This is a genomic window from Acinetobacter sp. BZX-2 (assembly GCF_055179795.1).
The window spans coordinates 2087907-2108387 of sequence record NZ_CM143686.1 but is presented as its reverse complement, the minus strand read 5'-3'; the positions used below and the strand labels follow the sequence as shown (position 1 = coordinate 2108387).

Annotated in this window: 22 protein-coding genes; 11 read left to right on the top strand and 11 right to left on the bottom strand. The window is 37.2% G+C overall.

Going from position 1 to position 20481, the window contains the following annotated elements; all coding sequences use genetic code 11:
• Positions 1-149 precede the first annotated feature (149 nt).
• Both ACY45D_RS09955 and ACY45D_RS09950 read right to left on the bottom strand, forming a co-directional pair.
• Complete coding sequence (locus ACY45D_RS09955) at positions 150-590, bottom strand: RNA-binding S4 domain-containing protein (protein WP_463106602.1); 441 nt, start codon at positions 588-590, stop codon at positions 150-152.
• Positions 574-1272, bottom strand: coding sequence for an HAD-IA family hydrolase (locus tag ACY45D_RS09950; protein ID WP_463106601.1), 699 nt, complete (start codon positions 1270-1272; stop codon positions 574-576). Before ACY45D_RS09950 ends, ACY45D_RS09955 begins: the two co-directional genes overlap by 17 nt.
• An 18-nt stretch (positions 1273-1290) precedes the next feature.
• Between ACY45D_RS09950 and ACY45D_RS09945 the strand changes: the two genes are divergently transcribed.
• Together ACY45D_RS09945 and ACY45D_RS09940 are read left to right on the top strand one after the other, a co-directional pair.
• Positions 1291-2142 (top strand): 3'(2'),5'-bisphosphate nucleotidase CysQ family protein, encoded by an 852-nt coding sequence (locus ACY45D_RS09945; RefSeq protein ID WP_010114749.1) that lies wholly within the window; start codon positions 1291-1293, stop codon positions 2140-2142.
• Between the two features lie 148 nt (positions 2143-2290).
• Positions 2291-3022, top strand: coding sequence for a histidine phosphatase family protein (locus ACY45D_RS09940; protein ID WP_463106600.1), 732 nt, complete (start codon positions 2291-2293; stop codon positions 3020-3022).
• A gap of 149 nt (positions 3023-3171) precedes the next feature.
• On the opposite strand, the gene rpsT is transcribed toward ACY45D_RS09940, so the two are convergent.
• Positions 3172-3438 (bottom strand): 30S ribosomal protein S20, encoded by a 267-nt coding sequence (gene rpsT / locus ACY45D_RS09935; protein ID WP_010114753.1) that lies wholly within the window; start codon positions 3436-3438, stop codon positions 3172-3174.
• A 214-nt stretch (positions 3439-3652) separates the two neighbouring features.
• Between rpsT and ACY45D_RS09930 the strand changes: the two genes are divergently transcribed.
• The 8 genes from ACY45D_RS09930 to ACY45D_RS09895 all read left to right on the top strand — a co-directional run bounded on the left by ACY45D_RS09930 (position 3653) and on the right by ACY45D_RS09895 (position 13299).
• Positions 3653-4318 carry a Rossmann-fold NAD(P)-binding domain-containing protein gene (locus ACY45D_RS09930; RefSeq protein WP_463106599.1) on the top strand — a complete coding sequence of 222 codons (666 nt, stop codon included), beginning with the start codon at positions 3653-3655 and terminating at the stop codon, positions 4316-4318.
• Between the two features lie 12 nt (positions 4319-4330).
• A complete protein-coding gene (gene rraA, locus ACY45D_RS09925; RefSeq protein ID WP_463106598.1) occupies positions 4331-4843 on the top strand; it encodes a ribonuclease E activity regulator RraA in 513 nt (170 codons plus the stop codon).
• A 27-nt stretch (positions 4844-4870) separates the two neighbouring features.
• Entirely contained in the window at positions 4871-5659 is a 789-nt protein-coding gene (locus ACY45D_RS09920; protein WP_463106597.1) for a glutathione S-transferase N-terminal domain-containing protein, read from the top strand.
• 292 nt (positions 5660-5951) lie between these two features.
• Positions 5952-6893: a Dyp-type peroxidase gene (locus ACY45D_RS09915; protein WP_463106596.1), complete on the top strand. Its 942-nt coding sequence runs from the start codon at positions 5952-5954 to the stop codon at positions 6891-6893.
• Between the two features lie 127 nt (positions 6894-7020).
• Positions 7021-7374 (top strand): hypothetical protein, encoded by a 354-nt coding sequence (locus ACY45D_RS09910; protein WP_463106595.1) that lies wholly within the window; start codon positions 7021-7023, stop codon positions 7372-7374.
• Between the two features lie 170 nt (positions 7375-7544).
• Positions 7545-11003: a transcription-repair coupling factor gene (gene mfd / locus ACY45D_RS09905; RefSeq protein WP_463109472.1), complete on the top strand. Its 3459-nt coding sequence runs from the start codon at positions 7545-7547 to the stop codon at positions 11001-11003.
• A gap of 358 nt (positions 11004-11361) precedes the next feature.
• Positions 11362-11796: an HIT domain-containing protein gene (locus ACY45D_RS09900; protein ID WP_004830893.1), complete on the top strand. Its 435-nt coding sequence runs from the start codon at positions 11362-11364 to the stop codon at positions 11794-11796.
• A 51-nt stretch (positions 11797-11847) separates the two neighbouring features.
• Entirely contained in the window at positions 11848-13299 is a 1452-nt protein-coding gene (locus ACY45D_RS09895) for an adenylate/guanylate cyclase domain-containing protein (RefSeq protein WP_463106594.1), read from the top strand.
• An 82-nt stretch (positions 13300-13381) separates the two neighbouring features.
• Here ACY45D_RS09895 and fdx read toward each other — a convergent pair whose 3' ends face one another.
• The 8 genes from fdx to ACY45D_RS09855 all read right to left on the bottom strand — a co-directional run bounded on the left by fdx (position 13382) and on the right by ACY45D_RS09855 (position 19631).
• Positions 13382-13720: an ISC system 2Fe-2S type ferredoxin gene (gene fdx / locus ACY45D_RS09890; protein ID WP_010114772.1), complete on the bottom strand. Its 339-nt coding sequence runs from the start codon at positions 13718-13720 to the stop codon at positions 13382-13384.
• Positions 13721-13736: 16 nt separating this feature from the next.
• The gene (gene hscA / locus ACY45D_RS09885) at positions 13737-15596 is read right to left on the bottom strand and encodes a Fe-S protein assembly chaperone HscA (protein WP_463106593.1); all 1860 of its coding nucleotides are present in this window, start codon (positions 15594-15596) and stop codon (positions 13737-13739) included.
• Between the two features lie 73 nt (positions 15597-15669).
• The gene (gene hscB, locus ACY45D_RS09880) at positions 15670-16185 is read right to left on the bottom strand and encodes a Fe-S protein assembly co-chaperone HscB (protein ID WP_463106592.1); all 516 of its coding nucleotides are present in this window, start codon (positions 16183-16185) and stop codon (positions 15670-15672) included.
• A 102-nt stretch (positions 16186-16287) separates the two neighbouring features.
• Positions 16288-16608 (bottom strand): iron-sulfur cluster assembly protein IscA, encoded by a 321-nt coding sequence (gene iscA, locus ACY45D_RS09875; RefSeq protein ID WP_120382442.1) that lies wholly within the window; start codon positions 16606-16608, stop codon positions 16288-16290.
• A 44-nt stretch (positions 16609-16652) separates the two neighbouring features.
• Positions 16653-17039 carry a Fe-S cluster assembly scaffold IscU gene (gene iscU, locus ACY45D_RS09870; RefSeq protein ID WP_005010233.1) on the bottom strand — a complete coding sequence of 129 codons (387 nt, stop codon included), beginning with the start codon at positions 17037-17039 and terminating at the stop codon, positions 16653-16655.
• A gap of 107 nt (positions 17040-17146) precedes the next feature.
• The gene (locus tag ACY45D_RS09865) at positions 17147-18364 is read right to left on the bottom strand and encodes an IscS subfamily cysteine desulfurase (RefSeq protein ID WP_463106591.1); all 1218 of its coding nucleotides are present in this window, start codon (positions 18362-18364) and stop codon (positions 17147-17149) included.
• 1 nt (position 18365) lies between these two features.
• A complete protein-coding gene (locus tag ACY45D_RS09860) occupies positions 18366-18839 on the bottom strand; it encodes an Rrf2 family transcriptional regulator (protein ID WP_463106590.1) in 474 nt (157 codons plus the stop codon).
• Between the two features lie 138 nt (positions 18840-18977).
• Entirely contained in the window at positions 18978-19631 is a 654-nt protein-coding gene (locus ACY45D_RS09855) for a hypothetical protein (protein WP_463106589.1), read from the bottom strand.
• Positions 19632-19941: 310 nt separating this feature from the next.
• Between ACY45D_RS09855 and ACY45D_RS09850 the strand changes: the two genes are divergently transcribed.
• Complete coding sequence (locus ACY45D_RS09850) at positions 19942-20409, top strand: phasin family protein (protein ID WP_463106588.1); 468 nt, start codon at positions 19942-19944, stop codon at positions 20407-20409.
• Positions 20410-20481 lie beyond the last annotated feature (72 nt).

The following is a 20481-nucleotide window of genomic DNA, read 5'->3' as shown; positions in this document are numbered from 1 at the left end:
CAAACGATGTAATATCACTAATATCTTAAGTGGATGTGATTAAATTTGATCTTTCGTCCACGGCAGTAATAGTGACAGAAATTAAAAATCTGTTCTATGTTTAAATTTATTTGTGCGACATGAAATGTCGCGATAGACCAAAACGAATTTCAGTCATCATCATAAGACCAGCTTTGGTCAAACTGTTGATCATTTTCTTGTTTAAATTTATGAATTTCACGTCGATCTTTTTTACTTGGTCGATGATCAGGTCGGGCAAGATTATGCAATTTTCTTTGCGATGAAATCAACTCTCTACGTGCAATACTGACTTCGGTTTCTTCGTAAAGTTGTTGCGCAATTGGAGCACCACCACGAACAGCAGAAAGTGCCTTAATCACAACAGTTTTTCGGTCAAAACCTTGCTGTATGGTGAGTTCCATGCCGACTCGAATTTCTTTGGAAACTTTGACTCGTTCATTGTTGTGGTGAACTTTACCACCTTCAATCGCATCTTTGGCAATTGAACGGGTTTTAAAAAAACGTGCAGCCCAAAGCCATTTGTCTACACGCATAGATTCTACAGGTGAGTGATTAGGCTGTTTTGACATCGACATCCTTATTTTGAATTTGTTCAAGTATAGGTAAAAGCGTTGTTAAATCATTAATCGCAGTGAATTCAAGTTCTAATGCATGGCGTGCTGCACGAAGGCTTGAAGGCTGAGTAATGGTAATCAAATGCTGTATTCCAAATTTTTCTGCACCTTTTAAAACGGGTGCAGTGTCATCGACTAGGCATGCATTTTTTGGATCAAAAAAATGTTTATTCTGTAAAATTTGCCAAAACTCTACAAATTCTTTGGAATACCCAATTTCTTCACTACTGATCATGACTTCAAAATAAGGGCTTAAATCAACATTTTCAAGTTTAAGTTTTAATCCTGCGCAATCAGCATTGGTCAGTAACCAACAGCGATAGCCTTGTTGTTGTAATGCTTTTAATAGTTCGAAACAGCCCGTTCTGGGTGCGATTTTATCTTTAAAGTCACGCTGTAATTGTAATACATCGACACCAACTTTTTCAGTCCAATAGGTCGATGAGTACCAAGATAGTGTATGCTTATGCTGTTGATAAAAATCATGCAAAAGCGCATGGCTTTGCTCCAATGAGCATTGGTGGGTTTCTGCATGACGTTCAGGAAGTTTAGTGTTCCAGATCAAATCATCAAAAGCTAAATCGAGTAGTGTGCCGTCCATATCAAAGAAGATAATCGGCTGAGTAGAATCAGACATAAAATAGGTTTTTAATCAATGTTTATTACAGTTCCTGCACCGCAAGATGAACAAATTTTAAAATTAGTTCCGATTTTGGCGCATGCAAGTCAAATCTTGTTAGAAGAATACCAAAATTATTGTGCAGGGCGTGAGTTTAATATTGATGAAAAAGATGATCATTCGCCTGTAACGCAGGCTGATTTAAGAGTAAATGATTATTTAATCAAACAGTTGGCATTATTAACACCTGATATTCCTGTTTTATCGGAAGAAAGTGATAATTCTCAACGTCACGAGTGGAAAGTGTGTTGGATGCTAGATCCTTTGGATGGAACTAAAGAATTTATTCATGAACGTGATGAATTCACCATTAATTTAAGTTTAATTCAAGAGCATCAAACCTTACTTTCAATCATTGCTGTGCCCACTGAACAGGTGATGTATATCGGCTATTTAACAGAATTGCCTTATAAATATTCCTTTATTCGAGAAAGTTGGGAGCGTTATTGTAAATATAAAAATACAGAAACGGATGCCATTCAAGTTGGCTTAAGTCATAGCAGTAAAAATCCAAAATATCAGCAATATATTGATTATATTGAACAAGAAATACCTGTTATTCGCCGTGAAGCAGGCAGTGCTTATAAGTTTTGTATGATGCTTGAAGGTGAAATTGATATTTATCCACGCTTTCACCCTACATCAGAATGGGACACCAGTGCAGGGCAAGGCTTATTAGAGAGTATTGGTGGTGGGTTACTGAGTTTGGATGCTGTGCCTTTTACTTATAATCAGCGTAGTACTGTTTTAAATGATGGTTTTATTGCTTATAGAAATGCAGAGAATAAAGATATTGCATTGGAAGCATTATCTAATGTTAATTTATAGTCTGTTGTTGTTTATCGTGATATAGAGCTAAAGCATTAAATTTGATGAAATTATCCGTTTTATTGCAAAGCGCTGATTTTAGATTTGATTGAGAGTTTTGCCTCACATGGTATAGTGGAGGTAGTACAAAGTAGAGTTATGATTGAATATGGCCTTAGATTTATTGCCAAAGAGTATGCTAAAAGCAATTGATTTATTGCCAGATACCAGTACGCCTGTGACTTTATTCACTCGACATTCAATTCGTGAAATGGTGAATGGACAGGGCCTGTCGGGCTATGATTTGCAATTGACTTCGGAAGGCCGTGATTTGGCGCAAGCTTGGGGTTCACATTTGATTGATCATACAGATCGGATCATTCAACATTGTATTTCAAGTCCAATTCAACGATGTGTGGATACCGCAGCTTTGATGATTCAAGGTGCGGATACGATTTTACCTGATAATAATACGCATCATATTGAAATTGTAGAGAAAGGATTGTTGGTTGAACCGGGAAGCTTTGTACTTGATATCAAACAAGCTGCACCGTATTTCCGTCAACAAGGTGCTTTAGGTTTTATTAATAGTTTTGTGAATAATACCTTGCCAGGGATGAAACATCCGATTACTGGTGTGGTAGATGTACTTGAATTAATTTATGAAACGCATCCGACAGGGCAAAACCAGCTGAGCCTTGCGGTCAGCCACGATACAATTCTCGCCGCAATTATTGCTATTATTTCTAAACGAACTCAAATTAAACAAAGTGATTGGCCTGAAATGATGGAGGGTTTATTTGTTTGGTTTGAAGGTGACCGTTTTGCAGATTGCCATTTGAAATGGATTTGGCGGGGAGAGAAAGGTGATTTGTCTATTCGAGAGTTTCAGCAATATTAATGGTTAATGATTTCAGTATTACTCTATTGATCAATCTAGCACTTTTTAAAATTTATCTATGGTTTTGATTTTATTTTCTAGATAAAGCTGTAGTTTACAAGAGATACAAAAAAAGCCCTATAAATTAGGGCTCTTTTCTATGCGACAACTTAGTTAGCTAAAGCTTTAACTTGTGCATTTAAACGGCTCTTATGACGAGCAGCTTTGTTTTTATGGATGATACCTTTATCAGCCATACGGTCGATTACTGGAACAGCTTTTTTGTAAGCATCAGTAGCGACAGTATAATCGCCAGCAGCAATAGCAGCTACTGTACGTTTGATATAAGTACGAACCATAGAACGTAAGCTTGCGTTGTGTTTACGTGCTTTAACGTTTTGTTTAGCACGTTTTTTTGCTTGAGCAGAGTTTGCCACTCGTGCACTCCTTGAAATAGATTGGTCTGGGCGGGCTGAAATCACATCTGAAAACCTACATCAGAGAATTTTCACCAGCCCGTAAACAAGTGCCATATTGTGATTAAAACCAGCTTCAAAGTCAAGTCTTGGCTTGTTTTGACTACATTATTGATGCAGAAAAATTCTAAATAAAACGTTAGATTAGTAATAAGTTCAGGAGATTGTTTAAAAAATGACTAAATCGATTAAAAATGCAATTGTAATTGGAGCAACAGGTTTGGTGGGGAAGGCTTTGATTGAGCAACTTCAGCAAAATCCAAATTGTGAGAAAATTACAGCGATTGTAAGACGTGAATCAGCAGACTTTAAACATTTGAGTAAAGTAGAGCAATTTGTCATAGAAGACTTTTTATTACTCAATGATCAAGATGTGAGTGGTTATAGTCATGCCTTTAGCTGCCTAGGATCAACCATTAAAAAAGCGGGTTCAAAACAAGCTTTTTATAATATTGATTTTGAAATTAATGCACATTTTGCAGATTTGTTTGAACTGACTGAAACCCATTTTCTTTTGGTTAGTGCATTGGGTGCAAGTGCAAGCTCGCCAATTTTTTACAATCAAGTCAAAGGAAAATTGGAACAATATATTCAAAAACTAGATTTGTATCGTATTTCGATTATTCAACCATCGTTACTTATTGGTGAACGCCAAGAAAAAAGAACGATGGAAGGCGCAATGCAAAATGTTTATCAAAAGGTTTCGCATTTGGTTCCAAATTCTTTTAAATATAAGCCAGTGACAGCAGATCAAGTGGCTCATATTATGGTCGAGGCTGCGCAAACTCAGACTGAAAATTTTGAAATATATGATAATTTACGCATACTCAATGCCCAATAATGGAGAATTAAAGTGACTACAGTGCCATTCGTAACTTGTGATTTATTAGATGACAATCCAGACAAAGATATTCAAACCTTAATTCCGTCAATGGATGGTAAATTCTTCAAGAGTTATGGTGCACGCAAGACATTTGGTGGGCAAATCGTGACAGTCAAATGTTTTGAAGATAATTCACGTGTTAAAGAGCTGTTGGCAACAGATGGGACAGGGAAGGTTTTAGTGGTTGATGGTGGCGCATCAATGCGTTGTGCATTGATGGGCGATATGATTGCTGAATCTGCGGTTAAAAATCACTGGAATGGTGTTGTGATTTACGGTTGCGTACGTGATGTTGATGCATTGGTAGAGCTTGATTTAGGTGTACATGCATTGGCTGCAATTCCACAAAAAAGTAATCGTAAAGGCATAGGTGAAGTGGATGTTAGCTTGTATTTTGGCAGTGTAAACTTCAATTCTGGTGATTATCTTTACGCAGATAACAATGGAATTGTGGTTGCAAAAGAAAAATTAGTCGATTTATAAGATCAAGCAAATCATAAGGACAATAAAATGGTGCACCATCAAATAAAAGTTGTACAAGCATTGGTTTCAAGCCTTGCTGCGGGCGGTCGAGGCGTTTCAGGGACAGCATTTCCCAATCAACCTGAAAAAGCATTAAAGTTGTATGAGTTTGAGGGGTCACCATTTTGTCGTCGTGTTCGTGAGGTTTTGACTTTATTAAACCTTGATTATGAGGTTTACCCATGCCCGAAAGGCGGAACCAAATACCGTAAAATTGTCAAAGAGCAAGGTGGAAAGGCGCAATTTCCTTACTTTGTTGATGAAAATACAGGTGAAAAACTGTATGAGTCTATAGCGATTGTCGATTATCTATTTAAACATTACGGTAAAACAGGCAAGACACCACAAAAATATGCTAAATATCCACACTATCCTTCTGTTGCGATGGTTGGAACAATCCTCAATGGAGCACGTGGCGTATGGATTGATAAAAAAATTATCAATCGTGAAGCGCCTGTTCAGTTGTTGGAATTATGGAGTTTTGAAGCAAGTCCGTACTCGCGTATTATTCGTGGTGTGCTTACGGAACTAGAACTACCTTTTAAATTACATAATGTTGCGAAAGAACGTTGGCAAGATATGGGGCCAGCAGTTTTACGTTTAAAGCCAGGTAAATATGAGCCATTGAAAGGTGGAAAACGTGAAAAAATCATTCCGATCATGGGGCGTAAGAAAAAAGATATTCAAGTGCCGTATTTAATCGATCCCAATACAGGGGTACATTTATTTGAATCTGAAGTGATTGTGAAATATTTACAAAAACAATATGGTGCATAACTTTATTAATTCATTAATTCAAATTAAACCTTGATGTGATTGAAATCTCGTTATGAAAATATAAGCATCTGAAAAGGATGCTTTTTATTGGAAATTTTTTCGCTGTTTTAACATGGTTGAGTGTAAAAATATTGGTTTTGCGAAAATATTGAGACGTATTGTTTTAGCATTTGTTTTGTAAATTAAGTCGCATTAAATCATGAGTTTGCTCATGAATAGTGAATGTAATTGACAAAATCGCACTGAGATTATGATAAATTGACAAAAATATTATCAATTTAGGGATATTTATATGACTACAACTCGAATCCAACCTGTAATCAGCCGTCCTGGTGAGAATGCATTATTTATTGTTTTGGGCTTAAAGCAAGGTGCAGAGGTTGTAGATAGTGTTATTGATTTTTCAGCTAATTTTTCAGCGTTAACCCGTAGTTTAACCAATCGTTATCCTGATGCTCAATTTAATGCAACGATGGGTTTTGGTTCAGATGCATGGGATCGTTTATTTCCAGAAGAAGCTAAACCGAAAGAATTAGAAACCTTTCAAGAAATAAAAGGCCCTAAATATACGGCTGTTTCAACTGCGGGTGATTTATTTTTCCACATTCGTGCAGACCGACAAGCACTTTGTTTCGAGTTGGCAAGTATTATTCAAGAACAATTACAAGATGTAACTACACCAATTGATGAGGTACATGGTTTCCGTTATTTTGATGGTCGTTCAATTATTGGTTTTGTAGATGGTACTGAAAACCCTGAACATGAAATTGCCGCAGAATATGCATTGGTCGGTGATGAAGATGCCGAGTTTAAAGGTGGAAGTTATGCCTTTATTCAAAAATACATGCATGACATGGATAAATGGCGTGCTTTAAGTGATGAAGAGCAAGAAAAAGTGATTGGACGTAAAAAGTTTAATGACGTGGAACTAGGTGATGATGTTAAGCCGAAAACTGCACATAATATGGTGAGTAAGGCACATGATGAAGATGGTAATGAATTAAAAATTATGCGTGCAAATATGCCATTCTCCTACCCATCTAGAAATGAATATGGAACTTTCTTTATCGGTTATGCACGTAAATTCAGTGTTACACGTCAGATGTTGCAGCATATGTTCCAAGGCGATGCAGAAGGTAATTTAGACAGTTTATTGGATTTTAGTTCTGCAAAAACAGGGACTTTGTTCTTTGTGCCGACAGTCGATTTTCTAGATGATTTAGGTGATGACTAATTTCATCATTTTCTAAAAAATTGTTGAATATTGAATAGAAATTGAAGGATGCTCGATCGCATCCTTTTTTAATTGTCATGTTGAATTTTGTTATGATATATCAAGTGTTAAATGAGGATAATTGAAAATGTTGAATAAACTTGTGGAACTATTTAAGAGCAATAAAGAAAGTGCTGAACAAGTTTTTTTATGTGAAAATAATATCCAGATTGATACTGAAAAGGGTTATATCGTAGATGATGTGGTTGTGAATACGTTGTCTGAGCGACTTGAGTATTTTTCTAATCGTAAATTAACCAATTTTGATGATTTGGAAGCGTTGTTTTATAAAGCTATTTTGATCAATGAAAAGATTGATTTGGAAATTGCTTCACAGCGTTATGTTGCAAGACTGGGGAATACAGAAGAAAATCTAATGCAACTCAAAGCAATTATTCAGAAACTGAATGATTATTATAAAGAATTTAAAAGGGATAGATGAAAAATAAATTCTAAACGTTGCAACCGTTTGATTACTAGATTTAAATATATGTTAAACAAACGTTATATTTTTGAGCTATTGAGTCACTTTATCAATCAAATAAAAATCTACTCAACTCAAGAAAGTCATCATGTTAAACTATCGCCATGTCTTTTAGACCAATAGCGATCATGTTCCAAAAAGAAATCTCTGAACTCAATTTAAAACAACTTAAAATAGGTGAAAAGCGTTGGATCGGCTCGATGCTCGGTTCTTCTGCTGCTTTATTATTTAAAGAAATTTCAGAACAATCTGAACAACTATTTGTTTTAGTGGCAAGAAATAATCAGCATTTAGGGCAGCTCGAAAGTGAACTCGAGTTTTATGGCATTAAACCAACGATATTTCCAGACTGGGAAATATTGCCATACGATCGCTTATCACCACATCAAGACATTGTTTCAGAGCGTTTATCTATTCTTTCAAATATGCCTAAAAAAGGCATTTTACTCATTTCTGCAACAACGCTTGCGCAACGTGTTGCTCCTACCTCATGGGTGCTCGGAGAACATTTTGATATCAAAGTAGGGCAGAAATTTGATTTAGAACAACAAAAACTTAAATTGGTTCAGGCAGGCTACCATTTAGTCGATACAGTTTATGATCATGGTGAATTTGCCGTACGTGGTAGCATCATGGATATTTATGCATCGGGTCAGAATGCGCCAATTCGTATTGATTTATTTGACGATGAAATTGATAGCCTAAAATTCTTTGACCCAGAAACACAACGTACTACAACAAAGCTGGATCGGTTTACAGTTCTGCCTGCCAAAGAATTTCCACTGAAAGAAGCGCGTTCAATTTTCCGTGATCGTTATGCAGAAAGTTTTCCAACGGCAAACCCGAAAAAGAATCCAATTTATCAAGATGTTTTAGAAGGCATTGCATCACCAGGCTTAGATTTCTATTTTCCGTTATTCTTTAGCAAAGAAGCGATGCAATCGCAAAGTAGTTTAACATCGTACTTACCAAGTAATTCGATTGTCATTACAGATAAAAATATTGATGAAGGATTAACCACTTTTTGGAAAGATGTGATGCGACGTTATGAGGATCGCCGTCACAATGTTGATCAGCCTTTGCTAGCACCAGAAGAAATATTTTTACAACCGAATCAAATCTTTGAATATTTAAACCAATTTTCAAGAATTATTGCTTCAACTGACGAAATTGAGAAAAAAGCAGGTGTGATTCATTTAAATGTAGAACAACCGCCAAAACTACCTGTTGACCCTAAACAAGAAAAACCCTTTTCAGCTGTTAAGAAATATATCGATGCGGCGAATCATCCAGTTTTATTGGTCGCTGAAAGTGCGGGACGCCGTGAAACCTTAAAAGATGCGTTACGTGCCAGTTTAGGTGAAATTCCAGTTGTTGAAAATTTTGAAATATTCCGTAAATCCAATTTTTCTGTTGCGATTACCAATGCGCCTTTAGATCGTGGTTTGGTGATTACAGATCAATTGTCTGTTATTTCGGAAAATCAACTTTATGAACATCGTGTTGTTCAACGCCGCCGTAAGCGTCAACAAGAAGTTTCTGAAGAATTTTTAATTCGTAGTTTAACTGAGCTGAGTATTGGTGCGCCTGTTGTCCATATCGATCATGGCGTTGGCCGTTATGCAGGCTTGGTCACCTTAAATATTGACAATCAAGATTATGAATTTTTACAGCTGAATTATGCCGATGAGGCAAAAGTCTATGTTCCAGTCACACATTTACATCTGATCAGTCGTTTTAGCGGTGGTGATCCAGACTTAGCGCCATTGCATAAGTTGGGTACAGACGCATGGAATAAAGCCAAACGTAAAGCTTTAGAACAGATTCATGATGTTGCAGCGGAGTTGCTGCATATTCAAGCGCGTCGTCAAGCTAAACCTGGTTTGAGTTTCGAACTTGAACAAAGTAGTTATATGCAATTCTCTAGTGGTTTTGCCTATGAGGAAACACTTGATCAAGCCAATGCGATTGAAGCAACATTATACGATATGCAACAAGCAAAACCGATGGATCGGTTAGTTTGTGGTGACGTGGGCTTTGGTAAAACAGAAGTGGCAATGCGTGCTGCATTTGTCGCAGTACAGAATAATAAACAGGTTGCAGTGCTTGTACCAACGACACTTTTGGCGCAGCAGCATTATGAATCTTTCAAAGATCGTTTTGCCGATTGGCCAATACGTATTGAAGTGCTTTCACGCTTTGGTACCAATAAAACCCATACAAAAATCATTGAAGATTTGGCAGATGGTAAAGTTGATATTGTGATTGGTACACATAAAATTCTTCAGGAAAATGTCCAATTTAAAAACTTAGGTTTAATGATTGTCGATGAAGAACATCGTTTTGGTGTGCGCGATAAAGAACGTATTAAGGCGCTACGTGCTGATGTAGATATGTTGACACTGACAGCAACGCCAATCCCGCGTACATTAAACATGGCATTTAGTGGGATGCGTGATTTATCCATTATTGCGACACCGCCTGCACGACGTTTGGCTGTCAAAACATTTGTGAATGAACAAACCAATGAAACCATGAAAGAGGCAATTCTTCGTGAATTACTTCGTGGTGGGCAGGTTTATATTCTACATAATGAAGTGGATACGATTGAACGAGCTGCTGAAAATATTCGTAATTTAGTTCCTGAAGCACGTGTTGCGGTAGCGCATGGGCAAATGCGTGAGCGTGAATTAGAGCAAGTCATGCAGCAGTTCTATCATAAAGAATATAACGTCTTGGTGTGTTCTACGATTATTGAAACAGGAATTGATGTTCCAAATGCCAATACCATCATTATCGAACGTGCAGATAAATTAGGCTTAGCACAATTACATCAATTACGTGGTCGTGTTGGACGTTCGCATCACCAAGCTTATGCCTATTTAATGGTTCCTTCATTGAAAGGCTTAAAAGGTGATGCAGAAAAGCGTTTAGATGCGATTACTAGAGCGTCAAATCTTGGCGCAGGATTTATGTTAGCAACAGAAGATTTAGAAATTCGTGGTGCTGGAGAGTTGTTGGGTGAGCAACAAAGTGGTTCTATGCAAGCGATTGGTTATAGTTTGTATATGGAGATGCTCGAAAAAGCCACCAAAGCGATTCAAAATGGTAAAACGCCTAATTTTGATGCGCCATTGTCCTTGACTGCTGAAATTAGTTTGCATATGCCAGCTTTGATTCCAGATGATTATTTGGGTGATGTACATCAACGGTTATTATTCTACAAACGCATCAGTAATACAGATACACAGGAAAAGTTAGATAATATTCGTATGGAATTGATTGATCGTTTTGGTGTGCCACCACAGGCGGTTAAACACTTATTCAGTGTGCATCAAATTCGAATTCATGCCGAATTTTTAGGTATTACAAAGATTGATATCGGTGCGAATGGTGGTGTTGTGGAGTTTTCGCCAGATACACCTGTTCAGGCGCTGAGTATTATCCAGCTCATGCAAAAACAGCCAACGTATTATCGTATGGAAGGTGGTCAGCGATTAAAAGTGATGGTGATGTTAGAAGAGTATGAGAAGCGTATTCAGTTTATTCAGGAGTTATTGAATAAGTTGATTTCAGAGTTAAAGTGAGCTTGATTTAAGTGCTAAATCAGCATTCATCTGAGTGTGGTTTTTATACGTTTTGCTGTCCGAACTTCCTGAACAAGGCGAATGAAAAGTCTGAATTGTTCAGGAAGACGCATTCATTTTATGGTTGAGAAAAAAATCATTGAAATATGAATGTTCTATAAAAGTAAATTAAAGAAAATAATTGAAAAATTTAGCTCAAACTTCTTGAAAAAAAATTATGATTCTTTAAAGTGTAATTGTGACCAAGTGCAGATTAATCTGTATTAATTTGTACAGAAACACAAGCTAAGCAATACTCACATGAAAACCGATGTGGTAGTATTGTCCATCATTTTAATTTTGCGTCATTTATAAAGATATGTTTAGTTTGCATCCACAACTTGCTCAAGATACTTTTTTTGTAGGCGATTTTCCGCTTTCAACATGTCGTTTAATGAATGATATGCAATTTCCGTGGTTGATCCTTATTCCACGTGTGCCGGGTATCACAGAGCTTTATGAACTGAGTCAAGCAGATCAAGAGCAGTTTTTGCGTGAATCAAGTTGGTTGTCTAGTCAACTTTCTCGCGTTTTCCGTGCTGACAAAATGAATGTAGCAGCATTGGGGAATATGGTTCCGCAATTACATTTTCACCACGTTGTTCGTTATCAAAACGATGTGGCTTGGCCTAAACCTGTGTTTGGTCTTCAAGCAGTTCCATATACAAATGAAGTTTTGGCGCATATGCGTCAAACGCTGATGTTAGCGCTACGTGGTCAAGGTGATATGCCATTTGACTGGCGTATGGATTGATTCAGCGACACATGGGAAGTGTTTAATAAATGACATTCGAGGTAAAATATTTTGCCATTTGACCGTATGTTAGATAAAGAGCCAAAGCAATTTGAAATATTCCAGAGATTTATGGGGTATTTAATGATTGCTTTGTTGGTTGTTATTTATTATTTCACTTCGCCTATAGCTAATTATCAGATTTATGTCCCTATTTTTATTGTTTTTATTTTTCTAATTAGCCCAAAACTTTCTCGTTGGCTTGAATACCGTTATGGTTATAAAGCAAGAAAAAATATCTATTTTTTAATTGATGTGGTGGTTGTATCCACTGCGCTTGCAGCTGTTCATTTAAGTTTAGTGGTGTCTTTTGTATTGTTCTTTGCACTTATTTATACTGCAATTAACAATAAAATATCTTTTATGATGGGCTCTTTAGCCACATTAATCGCTTTTGTGGTTTTTTATACCAATATTATCTTCATTTTTGGGTTTGATGGTTATTTCGAACAAACCAGTCTTGAGCTATCAGTCTTGTCATTTGTTAGTTTGATCATGTTTGTGAATATTGGAAATTACTATCAAAACCGACGCATGAAGCTGGTTGAAAAACAAAAGCAGACTTACTTTAACGAAATGAACCGTTATATTGAGTTATCAAATCAGCTCAGTCGTTATGCGCCATTACAATTGTGGCAAGCGATTATGCGAGGTGACTCAGAAGCGAAAATCGAATATAAACGTAAAAAAATAACCGTTTTCTTCTCAGATATTCAAGGCTTTACGGAGCTATCTGAAACACTCATTCCAGATGATTTAGCCTTTGTTCTAAATGATTACTTGAGTCATATGACTGAAATCGCAAAACAATATGGCGCAACCATTGATAAATTTATGGGTGATGCTATTTTGATTTTCTTCGGTGATCCTGATTCGCAAGGTGTGGAGCGAGACGCTAAAAACTGTATGGACATGGCTTTGGCAATGCGTCAGCAAATGACGTTTTTACGAGAGCGTTGGGTGAAAATGGGTTATGCGCCGCTTCATATTCGTATGGGTGTGAGTACAGGGTATTGCCACGTAGGGAACTATGGTGCGGTTCATCGTATGGCCTATACGATTGTTGGGCGTGATGCTAATTTGGCAGCACGGTTGCAATATGCTGCTGAAATTGATGAAATTCTAATTTCAGAAGAAACGTTTAAATTGGTGAAGAATGATTATCTTTGTGCACCTAAAGCACCCATTGAATTGAAAGGTATTCAAGGTAAAGTACGCACTTGGCAGGTCATGGAAAAATATTCAGCAAATAAAAATGAAAATCAGCAATGGTTTGATTATGAGTATAAAGGCTTCCATTTGGTGCTTAATTTAGAAGAAGTACAAAACTTTGAATATGCTGAATTGGTTGAAGTTTTAGAAAAAATGGTTCACCGTATTAAAATTCAACAGCAGTTAACCAATGCTCAGGGCGTTGCAAAATTAAATGCTGAAGATGAAGTTAAGCCTGATTATTTGATCTGACATTTTTAATTTTTCCTGAATCTCAGTTGTAAAAAAACCACTCAGTTTAGAGTGGTTTTTTATTGTATACTTTGATTGAGAGTTAATGGTTCTCTGAAGCATGATTGATGGTGTATTTTGGAATTTCAATTTCCATATCTTCATCGGTGATTTTAACTTGACATGAAAGGCGAGAATCTGGCTCTAAGCCCCAAGCGCGGTCAAGTAAATCGGCTTCAACATCATCCATTTCATCAAGATTATCAAAACCTTTGCGCACAACAACATGGCAAGTGGTACAGGCTTTTGACATATCGCAAGCATGCTCAATTTTGATGCCATTATCGAGTAAGCTTTGACAAAGATTGGCATTTTCTTCAACTTCAAACTCAGCACCATTCGGGCAAATTGTTGCGTGAGGTAGTACTTTAATACGTGGCATAGTCTTTACCTATAAATTAGTTTGAGTTTGACCAATCATCAAGTTTGGTGCCTTTTAAGGCGTGATCAATATGTTGATTCATACGTTCAGCAGCAAAAGCATCGCTATGTTCTTTTAACTGCTCAATCGCATGTTCAATGGCCTTGATGTCATCTGTTTCAAGTTGTACTTTTAATTGTGCAGTCGCTTGATTCAGTGAATCTAATTGTTCTGCACTTAAAAGTTGTGTATCAACTTTTAAAGCTTGTTCTAATGCTTCTAGCTCACGACGAGCTTCAACCTTAGTTTCATTTAAGTGGCGAAGATTTTTATCTTCTTCAGCAAATTTATAGCCATCTAAAAGTAAGCGTTCAGTATCTGTTTCAGACAATCCATAAGATGGCTTGATGTCAATCTGCGCTTGTATGCCAGAGGTGGTTTCTTTGGCAGAAACCATTAATAAACCATCAGCATCCACTTGGAAAGTGACTTCAATACGAGCTTGACCAGCAGTCATTGGTGGAATGCCTCGTAGAACAAAACGCCCTAAACTACGGCAATGTTCAACAAGATCACGTTCACCTTGTACGACATGAATCAACATTGCTGTTTGGCCATCTTGATAGGTCGTAAATTCTTGGCGACGAGCGACTGGAATGGCTGTATTACGTGAAATTAAGCGCTCAACCAAACCACCCATGGTTTCTAAGCCAAGGGAAAGCGGGGTAACATCTAGCAGTAAAGAGCCATCTTTTGAATTACCAATCAATTGATTGGCTGTGATGGACGCACCAATTGCAACGACTTCATCTGGATTAATCGTGCAAAGCGGTTCTTGTTTGAAAACAGCTTTAACCGCATTTTGTACAGCATAAGATCGAGTCGAACCACCAACTAAAACAACATTTTGAATATCATCAAGTTCGAGTTTGGCATCGCGCATGACACGTTTGCACACGTTGATGGTTTTATCTAATGCAATTTTGATGATTTCTTCAAACGTACTGCGGTTTAAACTTAGGTGATGGCTAAGTACTTTAATATCAACAGATTCTGCATCGCTTAACGCTTCTTTGGCTTTACGTGCAGATACTAGAAAATGTGCATATTCAGCATCATCTAAAGTGTCTATGTTGAGTTGTTTTTTAGCCCATTTAACAATTAAGCGATCTAAATCATCACCACCCAGTGCTGTATGACCACCCGTTGCGAGAACTTCAAAAACACCTTGAGAAAAACGTAAAATTGAAACATCAAAAGTACCGCCACCAAGATCATAAATCACATAATTGCGATCATTTTCAAGGTTGCTCTCTTGATCCAAGCCATAGGCAACAGCCGCAGCCGTTGGTTCATTGAGTAAGCGTAATACGTTTAAACCTGCAAGTTCAGCAGCATCGCGGGTTGCTTGGCGTTGTGCTTCATCAAAATAGGCAGGAACAGTGATCACAGCACCATTCACAGGATTATTTAAACTTTTTTCAGCACGATCTTTGAGTTGTTTTAAAATTTCAGCAGAAATTTCTACAGGGGTTTTACGGCCTTGATTAGTCTCGAAAGCAGGCATTTCATTGTCCGCACCGACAAGGTGGTATGGATGCTGAAATTTAATATCTGCTTTAGAACGTCCCATAAAGCGTTTAACTGAAACAATGCTATTTTTAGGATCTGTGGTGATAAAAGGTTTAGCTACATCACCATATTCAGTTGTATTTTTTGAATAATGGACAATAGAGGGTAGGAGTACACGACCATGTTCATCATTGAGAACTTTAGCTTTTCCAGACAATACTGTGGCAACTAAAGAATGTGTTGTACCTAGATCGATACCAATTGCGATACGGTGTTCATGTGGCGCACTTGATTGACCTGGTTCAGCAATTTGCAAGAGTGCCATGTGTTACATCCTTAAAATATACAAGCTTTAAATATACAAAATAGCGCTTTAAGTGAATGGGTTCAGCCCGAAGTTAAAAATCGTCGTCTAAATCAAAGTCTTCATCATCTAAAAGACGGTCTTCAGCCTTTTCAATATCATTCATAACTTTTTGGAAAAAACGTAATTTACGAACAGTATCTCGTGCTTCTGCCCAATCCTCATCTAAATAATCAATTTTAAACTCACGAACTAAACCATCAATCCATTGGTTTACTTCATTTTTAAGTGAGTTAAGTTGATCAGTCGTGCTTGCTTCATCTAATTGTTCGCGTATTTCTAGCGCAGATTGCAAAAACTCAAAATCACTAATGGATTGATCTAAATGATGATCTTGTTTTTTGAGTGCTAAAAGATAAGCGGCTCGACTATCCACATGAGATAAAGCTTTATATGCTTGATTAATTTCACTTGATTTAATCAGTGCTTGATCTTTATCTTCAGCTTTATCAGGATGATATTGTTGTTGCAATTTTAAAAAATTAGCTTTTAAGGTTGCTAGATCAATATCGAGTGCTTCTGGGAGATTAAACAACTCAAAATGACTCATGGGAGATACTCATCCACGATGTTTTGCAAGAAAACGGTATAAATAAATATGATTAAAACAGTGTTGTGCACTGTTTTAATGTGAAAAGTGTCGGGGCTGTTATTAAACAGTGAAAGATTCACCACAACCACATTCACCTTTTTTGTTCGGGTTATTAAACTCGAAGCCTTCATTTAGACCATTTTTTACATAGTCCATTTCCATGCCTTCGAGATAAACCAAACTTTTGGGGTCTACAAAAACTTTAACGCCAAACTGTTCAAAAATTTGATCATGTGTATCTATTTCATCAACAAATTCGAGCACATAAGCTAAGCCTGAACAGCCTGAAGTTTTCACACCAAGACGAATACCTTCACCCTTACCGCGATTTTTTAAATAATTGCTGATATGAGTTGCAGCATTTTCAGTTAAATGGATCATGAAAACTCCGTTATAAAATGATCTGTAAAATAAACCTACAGATATTAGGCTTTAGTTTTCTTGCTACGGTAATCTTCAACAGCAGCTTTAATGGCATCTTCTGCAAGTACTGAACAGTGTACTTTTACAGGAGGTAGAGCAAGTTCAGTTGCGATATCAATGTTTTTGATCGCTTGAGCTTCGTCTAAAGTTTTACCTTTTAACCATTCAGTTACAAGTGAACTTGAAGCAATTGCAGAACCACAACCATAGGTTTTAAAGCGTGCTTCTTCAATAACACCATTATCATCCACTTGGATTTGAAGGCGCATAACATCGCCACAAGCTGGTGCACCGACCATACCTGTACCAACATTTTCCGCATTTTTGTCTAAAACACCTACATTACGAGGGTTTTCGTAATGATCGATTACTTTTTCACTATAAGCCATGATGCTTCTCCAAACCTCGGGGTCAGCGTTGATAATATGTATTGCTACAGTCTAATATGAGGGCATTTCACTGATTTTCAATGAAATGCCGAGTTTTGATTGTGTGATTAGTGTTCAGCCCATTCCACTGTACTTAAATCAATTCCTTCTTTGTACATATCCCAAAGCGGAGAAAGTGCACGTAATTTTTCAACGGCTGCTTTGGTGATTTCAATGACATGGTCAATGTCAGCTTCAGTTGTGTAATGACCGAAACTAAAACGAATCGAGCTATGTGCCAATTCATCAGATAGACCAAGTGCACGAAGTACATAAGAAGGTTCTAATGTTGCAGAAGTACATGCTGAACCTGATGATACAGCAGCATCTTTCAGTGCCATCATCAATGATTCGCCTTCAACAAAGTTAAAGCTGACATTGAGATAGTTCGCAACATTATGAACAGGGTGGCCATTTAAGAACACTTGTTCTAAATCTTGTAAGCCGTTCCAAAGCTTGTCACGCAGTACGCGTAAACGTGTTTGTTCAGCTTGTAAATTTTTACCTGCAAGTTCGAATGCTTCACCCATACCAACGATTTGGTGAGTTGCAAGCGTACCTGAACGCATGCCACGCTCATGACCACCGCCATGCATTTGCGCTTTAATACGAACACGTGGGCTGCGGCGTACAAATAAAGCACCGATACCTTTAGGGCCATAAATTTTGTGCGCAGAGAAGCTCATTAAATCAACTTTCATTTTTGAAAGATCGATTTCAACTTTACCTGCAGCTTGAGCAGCATCGACATGGAAATAAGTTTTGTTCGCGCGAGTGAGTTCACCAATCGCAGCAACATCTGTCACCGTACCGATTTCGTTATTCACCATCATCAGTGAAACAAGAATCGTATCTGGACGTAATGCAGCTTGAACCATTTCAGGGGTAATCAGACCTGTTTGTGGCTCTGGCTCAAGATAAGTGATCTCGAAACCTTCTTCTTCTAATTCACGACAAGTATCTAAAATTGCTTTATGTTCAATTTTACTTGTGATGATGTGTTTGCCTTTAGAACCGTAAAATTGCGCAATACCTTTAAGTGCAAGATTATCTGATTCAGTTGCACCAGAAGTCCATACGATTTCACGTGGGTCGGCTTTAATTAAATTAGCGACTTGTTCACGTGCGTATTCAACTTTTTCTTCAGCTTGCCAACCATAAGCATGTGAACGAGAGGCTGCATTACCGAATGTACCGTCAAAGGTTAAACATTCCATCATGCGTTCTGCTACTTGAGGATCAACAGGTGTCGTTGCTGCGTAGTCAAGATAAATCGGACGTTTCATGTCAAATACCTGTAACCGATAATAGGGCTGAATCAAGATGTGTAGAGTTTTGACGAACGGCAACGGTTTGTACGTTGTCACGCGTAACTAAGTCTGCAAGCGAGATTTTAGCGAGATAATCGGCAATATGGAGGGAGAGTTCTTGCCATAAATCATGAGTTAGACACATTGCACCATTTTGGCAGTTTCCTTTATGGTCGCAACGTGTAGCATCAACTGTTTCGTTTACGGCTTCAATAATTTCTAAGACAGTAATTTCTTCAGCACTACGCGCTAAGTGATAACCACCATTTGCACCACGAACACTTGAAACCAAACCATGACGCTTTAATTTTGCGAACAATTGTTCGAGGTAAGCGACAGAGATTGTTTGGCGAGCTGCAATTTCTGCAAGCGTTATCGTTTGCTCAGCTGGCTGCAATGCTAAATCAAGTAGTGCAGTCACTGCGTAGCGACCGCGAGTAGTTAGGCGCATGATTCGATACACATGTTTTAGACTAGATGTTCGAATTTTATGAATCCTGACTAAAATAGTCAAGTTTTTTCGAGGTTAATTCTGACTATTTTAGTCAGAATTTGTAATTGTTTATTTAAGTATAGATTCTCTTAAGAATTAAGAGAAAATCTGCCACAAATTATACACGATTAATACTAAAAATAGAAAGCCTACTACACCAAAAGCAGTATTCATTCTTTTTTGATTTTGTTTCATGCGTTTAATGCGGTTTTGGTACTGTTTGACTTCTACTTGTAGCGTATTGATTTTAGAGCGCTGTAGATCAATTTTTTCCAATAGCGGGGCAATACGTTTTTTTGAAGCACGTGTTTCATTGTCATTTTCAGGATGGGTTAGCCATTGCTTCCAATCGGACAATAGTTTTGGTGCTGTTAAATGTACCACTAAATCACGAAATTGGTCTTTCAGTTCTGGACTGCCTTCCAAACGCATTTTTTTCATACTGCGACGATTGGCAAATACAAAAATCTGAATTAAATCAAGCAAAGTGCTGCTTGCTGTTAAATCCACAGCTTTTTCAAATGGGTGTAAGTCAAATAATATGCCACGGTCTGTAAATTGGACATAAAAATCAAAGTAAGGAATGTAGCTATTCACTTTTATAGTTATTTGCTGTGTGACAAATGTCTTTGCCTGTAAGCGAACAACACGATCATGCTTTAATACGAAAGAATAAATTGTCTCCAATATAATCATGACAATGTTTAGCAACAAACGAGTTTGACCTTGTTTTTGTTGCGCTTCATCCATATAAAATTCCTATTGCAAAACAGAGAGTCCGATCTCTTAAAACTAAAAAGTGAAATAATTCACAAAATCCATTTACAAAATATATTCTCAAAAAAGAAACACTCAATTTTCTTTGATGGTTTGGAAAATATTTATCGCATAACCATTGTTGAATTGCAAAGTGTTACTTAACATTAAATAATTACTTTTGCTTTGTAGAACAGTTTAGCAAAAGGTTCAATACTTTTATTTGATATTATAGGGATATTTTCTACATAATTTGGTCATTTAAGCAATTAAATGCAGGAGTGCGGGGCAGATGGAGCAAGATATGAAAAATAACAGTGTAGAACAATCTGATCAAACTACAGACGGAAAAGGACAGATTTCATCGCAACAGAGAAATAAATTCCAAAAAAAATCGGCTTTAGATTTTAGAAAATATACCAAGCAAATTTGGTTGGCAGGTTTGGGTGCATTTTCGCGCGCAGAAGAAGAAGGCAATAAATTATTCGATTCATTGGTGAAAGTTGGTGAAGAGCTTGAGTCTAAAACAGTTGAAGTCACAGATCAGACAGTCAATAAAGTTGCGGAAAAAACCAAAGAGTCCGTGACAGATACCAAAGATAAAGTTGAGAAACTAATAGACCAAAGTGTTAATCATTCGCTTAATCGTATTGGTTTAGTGACGGCAAAAGATTTACAACACTTAGAAAACCTCATTTTACAGCTACATAGTAAGGTGGATGCACTGGCTGATGAGAATAAAAACTTACGTGAACAATTGCTAAAAAAATGAAATAAATGCTGTGAAAGTAAAAAAATCTCATTTTTTGGTCATAAATTTTGTGAAAAGCTGGTTTGGAGTCTT

Bases quoted from the DNA above. Each gene is read 5' to 3' on its own strand.
- ACY45D_RS09860 (WP_463106590.1), bottom strand. From the start codon at position 18,839: ATGCGCCTAACTACTCGCGGTCGCTACGCAGTGACTGCACTACTTGAT.
- ACY45D_RS09945 (WP_010114749.1), top strand. From the start codon at position 1,291: ATGTTTATTACAGTTCCTGCACCGCAAGATGAACAAATTTTAAAATTA.
- ACY45D_RS09855 (WP_463106589.1), bottom strand. From the start codon at position 19,631: ATGGATGAAGCGCAACAAAAACAAGGTCAAACTCGTTTGTTGCTAAAC.
- iscU (WP_005010233.1), bottom strand. From the start codon at position 17,039: ATGGCTTATAGTGAAAAAGTAATCGATCATTACGAAAACCCTCGTAAT.
- ACY45D_RS09955 (WP_463106602.1), bottom strand. From the start codon at position 590: ATGTCAAAACAGCCTAATCACTCACCTGTAGAATCTATGCGTGTAGAC.
- ACY45D_RS09920 (WP_463106597.1), top strand. From the start codon at position 4,871: ATGGTGCACCATCAAATAAAAGTTGTACAAGCATTGGTTTCAAGCCTT.
- hscB (WP_463106592.1), bottom strand. From the start codon at position 16,185: ATGAGTCATTTTGAGTTGTTTAATCTCCCAGAAGCACTCGATATTGAT.
- ACY45D_RS09850 (WP_463106588.1), top strand. From the start codon at position 19,942: ATGAAAAATAACAGTGTAGAACAATCTGATCAAACTACAGACGGAAAA.
- iscA (WP_120382442.1), bottom strand. From the start codon at position 16,608: ATGATCCATTTAACTGAAAATGCTGCAACTCATATCAGCAATTATTTA.
- ACY45D_RS09940 (WP_463106600.1), top strand. From the start codon at position 2,291: ATGGCCTTAGATTTATTGCCAAAGAGTATGCTAAAAGCAATTGATTTA.
- hscA (WP_463106593.1), bottom strand. From the start codon at position 15,596: ATGGCACTCTTGCAAATTGCTGAACCAGGTCAATCAAGTGCGCCACAT.
- ACY45D_RS09910 (WP_463106595.1), top strand. From the start codon at position 7,021: ATGTTGAATAAACTTGTGGAACTATTTAAGAGCAATAAAGAAAGTGCT.
- ACY45D_RS09950 (WP_463106601.1), bottom strand. From the start codon at position 1,272: ATGTCTGATTCTACTCAGCCGATTATCTTCTTTGATATGGACGGCACA.
- ACY45D_RS09915 (WP_463106596.1), top strand. From the start codon at position 5,952: ATGACTACAACTCGAATCCAACCTGTAATCAGCCGTCCTGGTGAGAAT.
- fdx (WP_010114772.1), bottom strand. From the start codon at position 13,720: ATGCCACGTATTAAAGTACTACCTCACGCAACAATTTGCCCGAATGGT.
- ACY45D_RS09900 (WP_004830893.1), top strand. From the start codon at position 11,362: ATGTTTAGTTTGCATCCACAACTTGCTCAAGATACTTTTTTTGTAGGC.
- ACY45D_RS09865 (WP_463106591.1), bottom strand. From the start codon at position 18,364: ATGAAACGTCCGATTTATCTTGACTACGCAGCAACGACACCTGTTGAT.
- mfd (WP_463109472.1), top strand. From the start codon at position 7,545: ATGTTCCAAAAAGAAATCTCTGAACTCAATTTAAAACAACTTAAAATA.
- ACY45D_RS09930 (WP_463106599.1), top strand. From the start codon at position 3,653: ATGACTAAATCGATTAAAAATGCAATTGTAATTGGAGCAACAGGTTTG.